Genomic DNA, 15,390 nt, shown 5'->3' with positions numbered 1-15,390 from the left:
AGACGTACGCTTCGATTCAACGAGATCCGCCCCGGCGCCGTTTTTTTTGCCGCCACTCGGTCTTGGCCACGGCACGCCCGCTTTTTCGTGCCGAAACGCCTTCGGCGCTCTCCTCTTCACCCCCGGGAACCTTTCGGCCCGGACCGACTTTCCCCAATGCGGAAATGCCCCGCTTCAGCTCTTTGACCTTTTTCTCATGCGTAGAACGAAAAACGAGATGCATGGGGGCGTACTGGATGCCAAACATTTTGCGGAGCTGGTTCTCCAAATAGCGTCGATACGCGTCCTTCAGCAACGTGTGGTCGTTCATGAAGAACACAAAGGTAGGAACGTCCGCATCCGCCTGAGTAAGATAATAAAACTTCGGACGGCGCCGTTTGACCACAGGCGGCTGATGCCGTTCCAGCGCCTCGGTCATGGACCGGTTCAGCACGCCGGTTCCCACCCTGGTGGCGCATTCCTTATGAATCTGACCGGCCAGCGGCAACACCTTGTTCAACCCTTTTTTCCGCAATGCCGAGGTATAAAGCACCGGCACATGGGGAGCAAAACGCAGTTCAAAGGCGAACGCCTTCTTCAAATCCGAAAGCGCCCCGGAAGGCACTAGATCCGTTTTGTTTACGGTTACCAGAAACGGAGTCTTCTCCTTGACCAAAAATTCCAGCAGCCGTTTGTCCTGACGGGTCAATCCTTCAATGGCATCCACCACCATGACCGTGACGTCCGCTTTTTTGCTGCTCTTGAGGGCGCGCACCACAGTAAACCGCTCCAGGCGCTCCACAATGTTGGTTCTCCGGCGCACCCCGGCGGTGTCCACAAATGTATACCGCTTATTGCCCCGCTCAAAGGTCACGTCCACGCTGTCACGCGTCGTTCCGGCCACATCACTGACAATGAGCCGGTCCTGACCGATGAGGGCGTTGATGGTAGAGGATTTGCCCGCGTTGGGCCGCCCCAGCAAGGCGATTCGCAAACCCTGTTCCACGTCCGAGGGCGGTTCGTCCGGCGCATACTCCTGAGCCATATCCGCCACCCTGTCCCGCAGGGTTTGCAGGTTAAAGCCGTGGGAAGCGGACACGGAAAGCATCTCAAATCCCAATCCGTGGAACTCCACTTGGGCCTGGTCTTCCAATTCCGCGCCGTCCACCTTGTTCACGATCAACAGCACAGGCTTACCGCTCTGCCGGGCCAAGCGTGCGGCTTCTTCGTCCAGGTGGGTCAATCCGGCCCGACCGTCCACCACCATCAACACGGCCTGGGACTCCGCCATCCCTTCCTGGGCCTGTTGCACGATTTCGGCTTCAAAGCCCTGGCCGGTCACACCCTGCCCCGGGTCGGACTCCAACCCGAGAACCATGCCCCCGGTGTCGATGAGGGCGAACGGCACACCACGCATCAGTCCTTCACCGTAGATACGGTCCCGGGTTACGCCGGGCGTATCGTGCGTAATGGCGAGGCTTCGGCGCAAAAGCCGGTTAAACAGGGTGGACTTCCCCACATTGGGGCGCCCGATAAGTGCGAAAGTGGCTGGCATGTCGATTCTCTATTTGTTGCGGGAAGGCTGCGGGACGCGTTCGATGTTCGCGCCGTTCCCGAACCTATGGATTGAAAAAAAATTACACGGAGATCATAAAGGAGGCCGATACCGAGCGCAACCGCCCGGTGGCCGCCCGTGGCAGGAATGGCCGAACAGCGGTCCGCAGCCATACACGACTGCGACACGACATGCAAGCATCCGCCTTCCGTCCCGGCATGAGACCGGGGTATGGTGCGGATCCTCACAGCCCGACAAAATAACACATCCGAAGCAATCCAGCGACTGCCGGAACGCTCCCTAGCGAAACAACGCGGCAATGGCCTCCGCATACGGCGGGTACAAGACCCCTTTCTCGGTGACGATACCAGCAATCAATTCGTTGGGCGTGGGGTCAAAGGCCAGGTTGTAGACCTCCACACCATCGGGGGTGATTTGATGATCCCCGACGTGCGTCACCTCACGCGGCGTACGGTCCTCAATGGGGACATGGTCGCCGGTGGGCGTTTCCGGATCAATAGTATAGACCGGGGCGGCCACGTAAAACGGAATATCAAAATGTTTGGCCAGCAACGCCACACCATAGGTGCCGATCTTGTTCACGGCATCGCCGTTGGCCGCGATGCGGTCCGCGCCCACGACCACCTTTTGCACCAGCCCTTTTTTCATCAACAGTGCACAGGCATTGTCGCAGGCCACTTTCACGGGGATGCCGTCCCGGTGCAGTTCGTACGCCGTGAGCCTCGCCCCCTGCAAAAACGGACGAGTTTCATTGGCAATGACCTGAATCCGCTTTCCCTGGTCCACGGCCCCGCGGATCACTCCAAGAGCCGTGCCGTACCCTGCCGTGGCCAAGGCTCCGGCATTACAGTGGGTCATGACGGTGTCGCCGTCCGCAATCAGGGCGCCGCCAAACGTGCCAATGGCTTCACACATGGCGATGTCGCCTTCGTGAATCTCTTTGGCCCGGGCCAGCCAGATGCCGCAGAGTTCACCCAAAGCAACCGAGCCAGCCTCGTTCCAAATCCGGCGCATCTCCCGCACGGCCCAGCGCAAATTCACGGCCGTGGGGCGAGCATTCTCGATCTGGTCCAGCTTGGCTTCCAATGCAGACCGCCATTCCCCAACACCGCTTTTTTGCACCTCGCGCGCAGCCACATAACAACCATACGCGGCCGTCACCCCGATGGCCGGCGCGCCCCGCACCACCATGGTAACCAAAGCATAACAAATTTCATCGGTTGTGGTGCAATCAAACCAATCCTCGCGGTTGGGCAGAACCCGCTGATCCAGCAAAACAAGGCAATCTTTTTCCGGTGAAAACTGAATATGCTCGGTCATGTTTCCTCCTGACGGCGCGCCATGCGGCCATGTTCCACGTTTTTCGCCATGTCCCGGAGGCTGCCCCGGGAAACCGCGCTCCGACCACCTGCCTTGAATGTCCGCAGCTGGTTTCGGGGGTATCCCATGGCGGAATTACGACAGCTTCTGCGCCAGCATCTTACTGACCACGCCGGGGTTGGCCTTGCCTTGGGTCTTACGCATAATCTGCCCCATCAAAAACCCAATGACCTTCTTGTCACCAGCGCGTACCCGCTCGGCCTCGTCCGGATTCTCGGTAATGACTTCCTCAATGACCGCTTCCAACGCGCCCGTATCCGACTCCTGCGCCAAGCCCTTTTCCTTGACCAAGGCCTTGGGGTCTGCGCCGTCACGCAGCACTTCCGAAAGGATATCCTTGGCGGACTTGGCACTCACCGTGCCTCCCTCCACCAAATCCACCAATGCGGCCAAATACTCGGGCGAACCTTTGCACTCCGCCAGGGAAAGGCCGGATTCGTTCAGCAGATGTGCCACGTCCACCATGACCCAGTTGGCGATTTTCTTCGGTTTGCTGGTGGCAGCACGGGCCGCGACCTCAAAAAAGTCCGCGGTTTCCCGCTCGGAGGTGAGCTGCACTGCGGTTTCTTCGGCAAGACCGTACTCCAAGAGAAAGCGTTCACGGCGAACCGTGGGAAGCTCGGGCAGTTCATCCCGCCATTGCGCGATCCAGGCTTCGTCCAGCACCATGGGGACCAGATCGGGACAGGGGAAATAGCGGTAATCGTGCGCCTCTTCCTTGCCGCGCATGGAATGGGTCGTCCCCTTATCCGCATTGTAGAGCCGCGTTTCCTGGATCACGGCTTCACCGTCCTCCACCAGGTCGATCTGCCGTTCAATTTCATAATCAATGGCTTTCTGCACATGGCGGAAGGAGTTCATGTTCTTCAATTCCGTGCGGGTACCGAATTCCTTCTGCCCCCGCGGACGAATGGACACGTTGGCATCGCAACGAAACGATCCCTGCTCCATGTTGCCGTCGCAGATGTCCAAATACCGAAGAATGGAGTGCAGCGATTTGAGATAGGCTACAGCTTCCTCGGCAGACCGCATGTCCGGCTCGGAAACGATTTCCACCAACGGAACGCAAGCCCGGTTCAAATCGACGAAACTTACGTTCTCCGAAGCGGAGTGAATCGATTTTCCTGCATCTTCTTCCATATGGATACGGGTCACGCCGATGGTTTTCCGACCTTTGGACGTTTCGATCACAATCCGGCCATGTTCGCAGATGGGCAGATCAAACTGGGAGGTCTGGTATCCCTTGGGCAAATCGGGATAAAAATAATTCTTCCGAGCAAACACGGATTTGCGGTTGATCTCGCAATCCACGGCCAGTCCGAGCTTGGCCGCATACTCCAGCACCTTCTCGTTCATCACGGGCAGCACACCCGGCATGCCGGAACAGACCGGACAGACGTTTTCATTTGGATCATTGCCGAACCGTGTGGAACAGGCACAAAACAGCTTGGATTCGGTCTTGAGCTGGGCATGCACTTCCAGCCCGATCACTACCTCGTATTGGGCCATGGGGCGCTCCTGAATGCTAGGATATTGCTACGTTATACAAAGTCTCAACAATTTCTGGGAACATTGGGCGTCACGCTCGACACCGGAAAACGTCAGTGGGATAGGGCGCGCTTGCTCAACAGCAAGTACGCGGTCGCGCGGCTGTAGACATGGCAGGCCACCGGCTCAATATCATGCCCCACGCCTATAAAATAATCCAACCTGGCTCCCTTGATGGCCGATCCGGTATCCTGGGCCAGCACCACGCCATGGACACGGCGTTTTCCCGTGCCGTCCGGCCGGGGAATGCCCGCGTCCAGCACCATCATGCTGCCCAAAGGGAGCAATTTGGGATCAACGGCCACACTGACCATGGGCGTGAGCGGCCTGCCAATGGCGCCAAGGGAAGGATGGTCCGCAAAACGAAAGAACACGTAACTCTTGTTCTCGGCCATGAGCTTGCGGGCCAGTTCGGGATGCTCGGCGCAAAACCGCCGCACATACTTTTGCCCGCGTTTGGACTTGGGCAGATAGCCCCTATGGTAAAGGATATTCCCTAGCCCTTCGAAATCGTGGCCGTTCTTCGCACCGTAGACCACGTGCCGCGCACTGCCGTCCGGCAGTCGCAACCGCCCCTGGCCTTCGATCTGCAGGTAAAACACATCCACGGGATCCTTGGCCCAGGCGATTTCCAAGCCCTTGCCCGCAAGCACCTTGCCCAGATCCACCTGGGCGCGGGTATGGTACGGCAAGACCCGCCCGTTTTCAACACGATAGACAGCGGGTACCCCGGACTGCCCGCGTCGACGCACACGCAGATCCGGCGGAACACCGTAAATCGGGTATTCATAGCCAGGGCGGGGGACCAGACTGGCCTCAATCTCAGGCGTATAATATCCCGTCATAAGCGGGGGCGGTGTCAGGACAAACCACCGAAAATGTTCGGCCAGCAACTCGGGACGACGATCCAGGTAGGGCAACAGCCGGATCAACTCCTCTACGCTGGCCCGGACCTGCCCCCAGGTGACCCGTATGCCGTGCCGGTCCATTGCAATCGAATTTTCAGGCTTGCCACGCAGATAGTCCAGGCTGTACCGCAGTCCCGCGTCAAGCTCCATCCATGAATGCAATCCCTGGGTCCGCAGATCCAGGGTTCGACTTTCCGTGGTGGTACGGCCATGGTTAAAGCGCAAAAAACGGGCCGCCTCCGACAGAGAAGGCGGCGGCGCGGGCGTGACGTCCGGAACCTGCCTGGGGGCGCACCCCGCAAGCAACACAAGGACCGCGACCAACCCCAATGCCAAACGCGAACCAACCGTGCCGGGCTGCGACCACTCCTTGAAGCGCACGACAACATTCCTCATAACGGGCTGGACTCGTTGCAGTCTTCGATGGCGACGTCACAGAATTTCCCCACCCCGTATTCCCGGCGTCGGAAAAACTTTTCCGGGCTGGGACCAATGATCTGCAATTCCCGATGCCGTCGCTGCACGTCCAGGGCGATGTTCATCTCCTTGGTGCAGCCGGTGGAATATGTGGCATCCTTCCCTGCCCAGACGGGCGGCACCTTGCGATTCATCAATTCAAAGCTGCGTTCGATATCCTGCACGGACTGGAACCGCCAGACATTGATAAACCCGCTACGCTGCACTTTTTCCCACATGTACATCAGATCGTCGGCGTCCATGCCTTCCTCAAAATGTTCCGCCGGATTAATGATGTACACGCCGTCCAAACGGGAGCGCAAATACCGGATAAACGTATTCATGACTTCGATGGCCATGCTGGTCTGGCCCGGTATGGACCCCACAATGCCCGAATAGAACATCACGGTATTGCCTGCGGCCGAAGCACGGCGCATGTCGGCGATGATGGCCTCGGCCTTGGCCAGAATGTCCGATTCGCTGAACTTGCGCGCCCAGCTCGCCTTGGGCTTGAAATGCAGTTCCAGCTTTCCGTTCTCCCCCCGGAAATAGCTGAAGATATCCCGGGTGAACGAATGGCTCGTCAAAATGGTACGGCGGTAATTCTCCTGCCCCTTGGCCATGATCAGATCGGCTTCCTTCCAGACCCGCGCCAGGGTCACGCTCATGCGGTAGGGATTGAGTCGCTCCCGGGTGCCGTCGGAAATAATCACAAAAGGATGTTCGCGCATTTCCCGCAACAATTCGTTCTTGCTGATGCGTACGTTGCTGATCACCCTGGCGTCCTTGAAACAGTCGGCCAATAATGGATCGTGCTCCGTATCCCAAAAGGACGGCGCATCGAAATAAAACCCTTCCTTCAGCGCCAGCACCACCCGATGCCCCCAGCGAAGCAACGCCCGGATAAGCTGCAGGTCGAAAATCAACCCGCCGCTGTTGTAGGGCAAAAAGAGAATCCGCAGCGGCCCGCTGCCTCGTTTGGGTGAGAACTGGCGGTGCAATTCATGGAAGATATCCTCATGCTGCTGCAGTTCCTGCTCCACCTTGCCGCAATCCTGAAAGAACTCGGACCAATGGTCAAAGTTGCCAAGGGTGGAGGCACAAAGCAGCCGCTGCATTTCCAGAAAATCCATTTCAAAACGCAGGTCGTCCATGCGCCGACAGGTATGGAAGGATTCGGGACAGGCATTCACAAAACGGTCCCATTCCGTGCTTTCCACGATCTTGGCGGCCTGGGCATTGGCCTGCTGTTTGCGCTTGCGGTGCGGGTCGTCGATCCCGCTCTGGGACATGAAGATGGTGATGAGCCGTTTCATGACCCGCGAAGGAATGGTTATGCAGGAATCCATGATCATGCGAAATTTATAGCGGGCCAGATTCATAATCTTGCGACGCTGATCCGGATCATTGCACGAGTCGCGCACAAGCCGCACAAACCTGTGCCACTGCTGGAGATACATCTGTTGCAACTCCGGTGACATACGGGACTGGAGCAGCTGCAATAGCATCCAGTCCGAACAGGGAGCGTAAAACGTATCGTCCTCACAAGCCACCATAAAGCGAATCTGCTCGGCGGATGCGTTTTTCAGCGGGTCGATCGTGTACTCAAGACCGTTCTCGGTCATGAAATGCAGCAGCAATGCATCCATGGCCGGATCTTCACCCCGGTGTATATCGAGAACGGAACGGTAGTCCTTTAATTTGGGCATATCATCCTCCCAACAAAAACCCCCGGCCAATCAGGCGCGAGAAAAAATTGCCGCCGCCCGTCTGGGCCAGCAGCAAATGCTCGGGGCAGCGTTCAATGGTCACAAGATCGCCATAGTCCAGGGTCACGACTTCCTGACCATCCTCCGTGAGAAAGACGTCGGCCACCTTGCCATATTCTTCGATTTCAACAGAAAGAGGCTTGTCCGCCGGAAGCACTAACGGCTTGAATCCGTTCAAAAACGGACAAATCGGCGTGACGCTGTAGGCGTCGGTCTCCGGAAACAGCAATGGACCACCAGCCGAGACACTATAGGCCGTGGACCCGGTGGGCGTGGAGATGATCACCCCATCCGACCGCATGCTTGTAATGGGCTCGTTGTCAAAATACATACCCAGACGGATCAACCGCGCCAGGGATCCCCGGCTGATCACAATATCATTGACCGCCACGCCCTGCGCCACCCGATGCCCCTGTCGCAGCACGGAATACGATAACAACATCCTTCGGGACAAGCGATACCGCCCCTCCAGGATGCGCCCCAGACGGCGTTTCCAGTTTTCCCGGGAAAGCTCCGCCAAAAAGCCCACCTGACCGAGGTTTAAGCCCACCAGCGGGGCGCCGAGCGCATACAGACGGCGGGCCGCGCTAATGAGCGTACCGTCTCCGCCAAGAACGATGATCAGTCCGAAAGGACGGCTGTCTGCGGTCGCCACATCGCCGGGCGCATCGGTCCGATGCTCACAGCAGTGCGCGTCGCATCCATGCTCGGACAGATACGCCGCAATCTCCTCGCCCAATTTCCGGGCCTCGACATTGCCTTCCTTGCTCACAAGAAGTATGGATTCAATGGCCTTCGACATGCCCAGGACATAATCGTTTTCCCGACTGAACGCCACCGGATTATGGACCCACCATCCCGGTCCACCAATGCTTCCCCCTTTTTTTGATTTTCTTCGCTCCCAACCCTAAAGTTTTTGTCTCGGCAACCGATACATACATTAGGAGGAAATCTGTATCGTGAGTAAAAGTCCTGCTGAAGTTCGCAGAATGCTGCACACTTACGGAAGGCAGCTAACCAGTGCGAAGCGTCTTGCGCGGTTCCGGCGAGCCTTGCTCGCATCCGGCGCGCAGGATCAGGTGGACATCTCACGGGAGGCCAGGCGGCGCGAGTTGGTGCAGCGCATCGCCAAAGAGATCATTGAGAACCTCATCGTCAACGGCAACCATTCGCCGGTCATCGAAGACATTCTGGACCAACTGGAAACCGAGACCGGAAACAGGGTGCTGCTTGATTACCCCCTGGACGGCGGGGATGTCCGCCTACTGACGGAAACCGAAACCGGAGCCAGGGAGTTGACGGGAGCGCAAAAGAACCGCATCCTAAAGCGGCTGTGGGAGATCACCCTGGCCAAGGTGGACGACACCATGCTTTGACCAGGCTCAGGGAGGCAATATGGATATCAGACACATTGCGGGGGAACTCAATCCCTACGCCAAGCAAAAGGTCCAGGAGGGCCAGCGGACCAAGGGTGGTTCGTCATCCAACACCGCGTCGGAACGCGGTGACAAGGTCCAGCTCTCCTCCGAAGCCAGATTGCGCGGCGCCGCCTTGAGCGAAGCCGGCGGTACGTCGGACGTACGGGCCGACAAGGTCCGCGACCTCAAGGAAAGAGTCCGCAACGGCACGTACAAGCCGGACATCAAGAAGGCGGCCGCGAATCTGCTGCGCGACGACATCAATCTTCTGACCTGACCCCCGAAACGACAGTACGTTTCGGTCTCAAGAGAAGTGCGCCCGACAACAGTATAAATCATCAATATATTCAGACAGTTTTGTTGCCAAAAACAAACGAACGGTCCCGCCTCACCCTGAAGTGAAGCGGGACCGTTCGTTGTGCAGCTCTCTCCAGCCGCACGGCAACACCGTTAAAACATTGCTTCGTGTCCGATTATTCCGCACCAGTCAAAAAGACATGCGGCGGAAAAGAGGAGTCGGTCTGCGGCGACTGCAACCCCACCCGGGCCTTGGTATTGATGACGATGGGACCGGAAAGATTGAGCGTGGTCTCCTGGGGCCGGTTGCGAGGGATGCTTACCGTGGTAAGGATCGCGAGTTCGTCGTCCTCCGCATTGCCAAGAATCCGCTTTTCCGCGCCGTCCAAACGAACGCCGTAGTGCGCAATAAAGGCCAAAGGATCGGCCACCAACAGCCCCAACCCCGGGTCTTCCAGCGACTGCAGTAACAAAAAGGGAGAATCGTCGTTGACCTGCAACAGAACAAACTGGCGCCGGTCCTCGAACCCGATAAGCCCATGCGGGAAGCAAACCACGGCGTCCTCGGCGATTTCCCGTTCGCCGAGGCGGGTCTGGATCACTCGCTTTCCTTGCGCTGCCATAACGTCGCCGCCTGAAGCAGATCCTGGTCTGTACATTCCAGAGCCTGCCGGTTTTGTTCCTTAATTCGCAAATACACCTCTTCCCGGTACACGGTCATCTCCTCGGGCACTTCCAGCCCGAGTTTGATCTGCTTTCCTTGCACGCTCAACACCTTCAATTTGATGTTGTCGCCCAGGTAAAGGCTTTCTCCGGGTTTCCGGGTGAGAATCAGCATCGGTTCCTTCCGTTTTCCTCGTTGCCGGGATAGTGGGCCGGGAGGCGTCCCGGTGGACCGGATTTACCCCAGCACCACGAAAAAGTCCAGGTGATCCCGAACCTTCACCGCTCAATTTCCCCTGCGCTTCCCGCTAGATGAACTTCATCAGGTTCATATTCATGATCAACGAAGTGGACCGCAGCACGGATTCATACACGATCTGTCCCTGCGTAATCTGGGTCATGAGTTCGGCCACATCCGCGTCCTCGATGCTGGACATGCGTTCCTTTTCGTTCAGCTCCAGATTCTCCACCAGCCCCTCGGCCACGGTCAGACGATTTTCCCGCCCGCCCACGCTGGCCGCGGCAGTGAGAATCTGCTGCTGAGAGCGGTCCAGACTTTCCAGACAGCGCTGCACGCCGCTTTGATTGTTGGTTTCCAGAAACGCCACCAGGTTTCCGACGGTTTCAAAAAGGTTCCGCGTATACCCGGCATTGGATCCCGTCAGAGTGCTGGCTCCGGTGCCGTCGTCGAAAACGACCTCGGTATTATCGCTGGATACGGCCAACCGATTACCGCCATTGGCACGGATGGCGTCGGGATCCTGATACAGTCCCCCGAAAATATCCTTGCCCACATCGTTGACCCGCACGGTTTCGTCCACGGAAATGCCTAAATTCACCGACGAGGTGCGAGGCGTGATCACAAACTGACTGCCGGGCTGCAAGGTATTTCCGCCGTTGGAGGACAACGTAAGCATGCCGCCCGGCGGAATGGTGATCAGCGACTGGTTGGACGTCGTGTCCGCGGACGTGGTGTTGCCCGTGGTCCAGCTGGCTCCCCCGTCCAAGCTGTAGGAGTATTCGATGACCTCATCCATGTCCACGGGAGCATCGTTGTCAATGCGCACCACCACGTTGTTGCTCTTAAAGGAGCCTTCGGCAGTGGCCGTGACGTTTTCCACACCCTGGCCAATGCTGTCGACCCGGATGGCGTCCATGTCGTCCCCGAGATACAATGCCGAGGGACGCAGCCAGGCCCACGTGCCGCCCGCGTCATCCGTATCGTCGGGATCATTGGCCTTGACACCGTCACCGGGCTGCACGTCCGAGAACACAACGGACGCGCCGCTTTGCGGCAAATTCACCCGGACCTCGCCGCCCACCACATTGCTTACGGTGCCGTCATCCAAAAATGTCTTTCCACCGTCCACGGAATAGCGCACCCCGACGTTGCCGGAATCAAAGGAGACCGTATCCCCTACCCCGGCCGCGCCCGAAGTATCATAAAACTGCATGAGCACGGTATAATCCGCGTTACCCTCAATGCGAAAATTGGTATTTTCGTTGAGATCGCGGTCATTGGTGGTCATCCAGAGCATCTTTTCAAAAGCATTGGAATCGGTCTTGTGCCCGGCATAGATGCTGTTGTCCTCGAACTCCATGTTGGACATTTCCACCAACTGGTCGAAGATGGAGCGCAATTCATAGCTGATCTGCTCGCGGTTCTGTTCGTCATACGTGCCGGTGGCGGCCTGTTCCGCCAGTCCCTTGGCCCGGGTGATCAACGAAGAGACCTGCATGAGCGTGGAGTCGGAACGCCCGAGCCAGCCCTTGGCCGTGCCGATGTTTTCCTTATACTGCTCAAGGGTGCGCAGAGCGTCGCGATGATCCAGAACACGCTCCATGCCCACGGGGTCATCCGAGGGCCGGATGATCCGCTTTTGCGACTGCGCCTTGATGTTTAAATCCATCAAGTTGGTCAGGGACGCATTCATATTTGTCACGTAGTGCGCGTAGAGCATTTGCTGGGAAACCCGCATAGCGCTCCTCCCTTACGGCTTCATGGACAGCACGGTTTGCAGCATCTGGTCCGCCGTGGTGATCAGCTTGGCTGCGGCGGTGTAGGAATGCTGATAGCGAATCAGGTTGGCCATTTCTTCATCCAGGTTCACGCCCGCCACTTCCTGCTGCCGGTCGTTGAGATCCCCGGCCATGGTTTCGTGGTACGTGTTGTTGAACTTGGCGGTGTTCACGTCCGCGCCCACGCCGCCCACGATGCCGTTGTAATAGTCCAACAACGACTGGCTGGAACGGCCTTCCTGCACGGTGTAGATGCTTACGTCCTGATCCTGCAATTCACTGATGGCCCGTGCCGTGGTGTTGTCCCCGGCGTTCATTTCCCCGGCGCCGTTCACATGCCCGGCGCAAAGAAAATCCTGGTCGCCAGAGATCCGGGTGTTCACCTCCATGGTGGAGGCATCCGTTCCCGTGAAAAATGTGTTCACTCCCAAAGCCGCGTTCAAGCCCGACGTATCCGCGCCATAGAGAAATTCCTTGCCGTCCTTGGCCTCCACGCGCAACCGGTTGTTCACCACCGTAGCCGTAAGATGATCCCCAAAGGTCCGGTTGTACGCATCTGCAACGTCGTTCAGACTGTGCATGTCCGGATTGAAGTTTTGCTGGCCCGCGGCATCCGAAAAATCCAAGGCCGCGCTGGAGGCAAGCAGCCCGGTCTCCTGATTGTAAACGTAGACCATGGCGCTGCCCGATTGCAGACGGCTGCCAAAGGCCAACCCAGAGGAATCGCTGCCCAAAGCTCGATCCGGCGCGTCCACGGCATACGTGCCGTCCACGTAGGTGAATTTTTCCAGGCCAGCGCCCTGGCTGTGCCGACGGTTCACTTCCCAGATCATGGTTTCCGCAAAAGCGTCCAGCTTATCCCGATACTTGCCCACGTAGGCGTCACGGAAATTAAAATACGCGGCCAGGCTGCCGCCCGTGGTACGCTGCTCCTCATCCATACCCGTAAAACGGATGATGGGAGTGATGTTCTCCTTGTGCGATGTATTCTCCACCCAGTACAAACCCTTTTGGGGAATGATGGTGAAGGTATCGCCGGCCTTCATCTGATTGGCAGGCATGGTCCGGGCGTTGCTCGTGGCGCCGAAATATATCCCCAGATCATTGGCCTGTACTTCCTGGCCGTAGGGACGCGCCTCAAACACCTTGGTGGAGCCGTCCTCATCCTGGAGCCAGGTGGCCCCGCCGTCCATGGACACCCGGAAGGTGGCCACATTGGGTGTTCCCGCACTGCCAACCACGCCGTCGCTGAGCACGTCGATAGTGTACTCGTAATTATCGTTGCCCGTGAAATACGCGGTGCCGTCGAAATCCGAACCTTCCGTCACCTGCTTCACGGTCTGGGGAGCGCCCACCTCCAGGCTGAAATGCTCGTAGCCGTCCACCAGTGTCTGTCCGCCCTTGGTCAGGACCGTGAGATTCCCGCTGCCCTTATCCACGGTATAGACGTCAATGATACCGCCCAAGTCGCGAATCAACTGGGCGCGCTCGTCGTACAGATTGTTGGGCGCGTTCTGGCCGAGGTTTTCATGAATATTGATGTTGCGGTTCGTTTCAGCGATCTTTTCAATAATGGTGTTGGCATTGGTCACATCGTTGGTGATCAATTCCTCAATCCGCTGTTGCATCTGGTCCAGGTTGTCGTTGGCGGTCTTCAACGTGGAACTCAGGGTCAGGGACTTTTCCAGCAGATCGTTGCGGGTGCCGTAATCATCGGCCCGCTGGCTAAGATCATTCCAGGAATTGAAAAACTCGGAGATGGAATCACTGATGCCCACTCCGTTGGCTTCGTTGAACAGCGTCTCCACGGTTTGCAGGGAGGAATGCAGCGCCCCCCAGCGTTCGCGCTTGCTGGCCTGCTCCAGATACTGGGTCTCCACAAACTTATCGAAGTGCCGAACCACCTCGGCGGCCCGCACGCCCGTACCCATCTGGCCGGGGCGGTAATCGATGCTCACGCCCTCTTCCAGGCGCACGGTTCGCCGTGAATACCCCTCGGTATTCACATTGGAGATATTTTCGCCCGCAACGCGCAGTTGCATCTGCGAGGCGAACAAGGCCCAACGGCCCATGTCCAGTATGGAGTTGGCTCCGAACATTACAAGGTTCCCCGCACCAGATGCGATTCACCCGGACGTGATGCGTACCGACCGTTGGCGGCGTATCCTTCCACCTTGGTGGGCTTGACCTTGGAATGCATGTAGTCCAGAAGCTTGCTGCTCTGCTCAAACAGGGCCATGGCAACCTGCTGATTCTGTGCGGCCTGGCGGGCGCAACGCTGCTCCTGTTCATCCAGGGCGCGCAGTTGCGTCTGCACTTCTTCCCGTTCCTCTTCGGGCATTGACGGCAGATAGTCGCGCAGCCGCCCCGTGTTCCCATTGGTAAGCATGGTGACCACGCGGACCAAGTCCTCGCGCTCCGCCACCAACTGCCGCATCAGTTCCTGGATGGACAGTTCCATGGGGGTCACACCACGCGCATCCCGCTTTTGCAGACGGGAAAATTCTTCCTCCAGCAGCATCTGCAACAACAGCATGGCCTTTCCCTGGCGGGACAAATTTTCCTTGATCCGGTTCTTCATGACCTTCCCCCGCAATTCGTTAACATCCTTTTATGACGGTCTTTTATTCCCGCCATTCTTCGGCGGCCGGACTCGTCATGGAATACTCTGCAAGTATCCGGCCAGTTTCACGACTGCGACTTCCCAGTTCACGGGCCAGCTGATCTAATCGGGCATTCACCTCGGCCTGGCTCAGCGCTCCCACGGACGACGGCGCTTCGGACGTTGTCGAAATGGACGGATTCGGGTTCCGGACATCCGGCGATACGGCATCAGGTGCCACGGCTTCCCCGGCCTGCACCGGCGCGCTCAATTCCTCGGGCATTTCCGGCTCCGGACCTCTGGTGTGAGGGTCCAAACGGGTATCCAGCGCCACTTCCTCCAGCGTCTTCAGATCCGGCTTGCCGTTGCGGTCCAGAGGCTTGAGTTCCGCTCCACCGGCCAGAGTGTCATGGCTGGCGGACTTGAGCTGCGAGGCCAACTGGTCGTAGAGCATATCCGCCAGGCCAATGCCGCCGGAATCGGCCATGTGCTCGGAAAAGGAACGATCAAACATGGAGAGGTACATGTCTTCCTGCTTGGAATGCATGGACGTTTCTTTCGGCACGGTTCGGCGCATCTGTTCCCAAAGCTTGCCGATAAACACGGCCTCGAAATCACGGCAGGCTTCCCGAAGCTCCTGCTCTTCCCCAGGCGCCCCATTCAGACGCTGCTTGAGGCTGTCCATGCGTTGCTTGTAGCGCACCAACTCCTGGCTTTCGGCCCGCCCCGAAGCGAGCTGGCCGGTCATGGCATTCATTTGCTCCGCCGTAGACAT

Annotated in this window: 14 protein-coding genes; 2 read left to right on the top strand and 12 right to left on the bottom strand. The window is 58.0% G+C overall.

The features are described 5' to 3' along the window. Positions 1-16: 16 nt before the first annotated feature. The 6 genes from der to B5D49_RS09850 form a co-directional block, all read right to left on the bottom strand. A complete protein-coding gene (der, locus tag B5D49_RS09875; protein ID WP_078717535.1) occupies positions 17-1,534 on the bottom strand; it encodes a ribosome biogenesis GTPase Der in 1,518 nt (505 codons plus the stop codon). A 300-nt stretch (positions 1,535-1,834) separates the two neighbouring features. Continuing rightward, a complete protein-coding gene (gene mtnA / locus B5D49_RS09870; RefSeq protein WP_078717534.1) occupies positions 1,835-2,875 on the bottom strand; it encodes an S-methyl-5-thioribose-1-phosphate isomerase in 1,041 nt (346 codons plus the stop codon). Positions 2,876-3,010: 135 nt separating this feature from the next. Continuing rightward, positions 3,011-4,444, bottom strand: a complete 1,434-nt coding sequence (gene gatB, locus B5D49_RS09865) for an Asp-tRNA(Asn)/Glu-tRNA(Gln) amidotransferase subunit GatB (RefSeq protein ID WP_078717533.1) — start codon at positions 4,442-4,444, stop codon at positions 3,011-3,013. A 92-nt stretch (positions 4,445-4,536) separates the two neighbouring features. After that, on the bottom strand, positions 4,537-5,772 hold the full coding sequence (locus B5D49_RS09860; RefSeq protein WP_159447197.1) for an MltA domain-containing protein: 1,236 nt from the start codon (positions 5,770-5,772) through the stop codon (positions 4,537-4,539). An 11-nt stretch (positions 5,773-5,783) separates the two neighbouring features. Then, entirely contained in the window at positions 5,784-7,556 is a 1,773-nt protein-coding gene (locus B5D49_RS09855) for an ARMT1-like domain-containing protein (protein WP_078717531.1), read from the bottom strand. A gap of 1 nt (position 7,557) precedes the next feature. Further along, on the bottom strand, positions 7,558-8,418 hold the full coding sequence (locus B5D49_RS09850; protein ID WP_144019406.1) for an NAD(+)/NADH kinase: 861 nt from the start codon (positions 8,416-8,418) through the stop codon (positions 7,558-7,560). A gap of 157 nt (positions 8,419-8,575) precedes the next feature. Between B5D49_RS09850 and B5D49_RS09845 the strand changes: the two genes are divergently transcribed. Together B5D49_RS09845 and flgM are read left to right on the top strand one after the other, a co-directional pair. Then, positions 8,576-8,992 carry a DVU0524 family FlgM-associated protein gene (locus B5D49_RS09845; protein WP_078717529.1) on the top strand — a complete coding sequence of 139 codons (417 nt, stop codon included), beginning with the start codon at positions 8,576-8,578 and terminating at the stop codon, positions 8,990-8,992. A 19-nt stretch (positions 8,993-9,011) separates the two neighbouring features. Further along, the gene (gene flgM, locus B5D49_RS09840; RefSeq protein ID WP_078717528.1) at positions 9,012-9,311 is read left to right on the top strand and encodes a flagellar biosynthesis anti-sigma factor FlgM; all 300 of its coding nucleotides are present in this window, start codon (positions 9,012-9,014) and stop codon (positions 9,309-9,311) included. Between the two features lie 196 nt (positions 9,312-9,507). Here the strand turns inward: flgM and fliW are convergent, their stop codons facing one another. The 6 genes from fliW to B5D49_RS09810 form a co-directional block, all read right to left on the bottom strand. Next, positions 9,508-9,954 carry a flagellar assembly protein FliW gene (gene fliW / locus B5D49_RS09835; RefSeq protein WP_078717527.1) on the bottom strand — a complete coding sequence of 149 codons (447 nt, stop codon included), beginning with the start codon at positions 9,952-9,954 and terminating at the stop codon, positions 9,508-9,510. After that, on the bottom strand, positions 9,930-10,169 hold the full coding sequence (gene csrA, locus B5D49_RS09830; protein ID WP_078717526.1) for a carbon storage regulator CsrA: 240 nt from the start codon (positions 10,167-10,169) through the stop codon (positions 9,930-9,932). Before csrA ends, fliW begins: the two co-directional genes overlap by 25 nt. A gap of 133 nt (positions 10,170-10,302) precedes the next feature. Further along, the gene (gene flgL, locus B5D49_RS09825; RefSeq protein WP_078717525.1) at positions 10,303-11,973 is read right to left on the bottom strand and encodes a flagellar hook-associated protein FlgL; all 1,671 of its coding nucleotides are present in this window, start codon (positions 11,971-11,973) and stop codon (positions 10,303-10,305) included. 12 nt (positions 11,974-11,985) lie between these two features. After that, positions 11,986-14,112: a flagellar hook-associated protein FlgK gene (gene flgK / locus B5D49_RS09820; protein ID WP_078717524.1), complete on the bottom strand. Its 2,127-nt coding sequence runs from the start codon at positions 14,110-14,112 to the stop codon at positions 11,986-11,988. Beyond that, the gene (flgN, locus tag B5D49_RS09815; RefSeq protein ID WP_078717523.1) at positions 14,112-14,594 is read right to left on the bottom strand and encodes a flagellar export chaperone FlgN; all 483 of its coding nucleotides are present in this window, start codon (positions 14,592-14,594) and stop codon (positions 14,112-14,114) included. The genes flgK and flgN overlap by 1 nt, the downstream gene beginning before the upstream one ends. A gap of 43 nt (positions 14,595-14,637) precedes the next feature. Continuing rightward, entirely contained in the window at positions 14,638-15,390 is a 753-nt protein-coding gene (locus tag B5D49_RS09810) for a rod-binding protein (protein WP_078717522.1), read from the bottom strand.

This window comes from Paucidesulfovibrio gracilis DSM 16080 (assembly GCF_900167125.1).
In the GTDB taxonomy this organism is placed as follows: Bacteria; Desulfobacterota; Desulfovibrionia; order Desulfovibrionales; family Desulfovibrionaceae; genus Paucidesulfovibrio; species Paucidesulfovibrio gracilis.
The sequence above is the reverse complement of the archived record's forward strand: the minus strand, read 5'-3'. Positions and strand labels throughout refer to the sequence as shown.

Bases quoted from the DNA above. Each gene is read 5' to 3' on its own strand.
- der (WP_078717535.1), bottom strand. From the start codon at position 1,534: ATGCCAGCCACTTTCGCACTTATCGGGCGCCCCAATGTGGGGAAGTCC.
- mtnA (WP_078717534.1), bottom strand. From the start codon at position 2,875: ATGACCGAGCATATTCAGTTTTCACCGGAAAAAGATTGCCTTGTTTTG.
- gatB (WP_078717533.1), bottom strand. From the start codon at position 4,444: ATGGCCCAATACGAGGTAGTGATCGGGCTGGAAGTGCATGCCCAGCTC.
- B5D49_RS09855 (WP_078717531.1), bottom strand. From the start codon at position 7,556: ATGCCCAAATTAAAGGACTACCGTTCCGTTCTCGATATACACCGGGGT.
- B5D49_RS09850 (WP_144019406.1), bottom strand. From the start codon at position 8,418: ATGTCGAAGGCCATTGAATCCATACTTCTTGTGAGCAAGGAAGGCAAT.
- flgM (WP_078717528.1), top strand. From the start codon at position 9,012: ATGGATATCAGACACATTGCGGGGGAACTCAATCCCTACGCCAAGCAA.
- fliW (WP_078717527.1), bottom strand. From the start codon at position 9,954: ATGGCAGCGCAAGGAAAGCGAGTGATCCAGACCCGCCTCGGCGAACGG.
- csrA (WP_078717526.1), bottom strand. From the start codon at position 10,169: ATGCTGATTCTCACCCGGAAACCCGGAGAAAGCCTTTACCTGGGCGAC.
- flgL (WP_078717525.1), bottom strand. From the start codon at position 11,973: ATGCGGGTTTCCCAGCAAATGCTCTACGCGCACTACGTGACAAATATG.
- flgK (WP_078717524.1), bottom strand. From the start codon at position 14,112: ATGTTCGGAGCCAACTCCATACTGGACATGGGCCGTTGGGCCTTGTTC.
- flgN (WP_078717523.1), bottom strand. From the start codon at position 14,594: ATGAAGAACCGGATCAAGGAAAATTTGTCCCGCCAGGGAAAGGCCATG.
- B5D49_RS09810 (WP_078717522.1), bottom strand. From the start codon at position 15,390: ATGTCTACGGCGGAGCAAATGAATGCCATGACCGGCCAGCTCGCTTCG.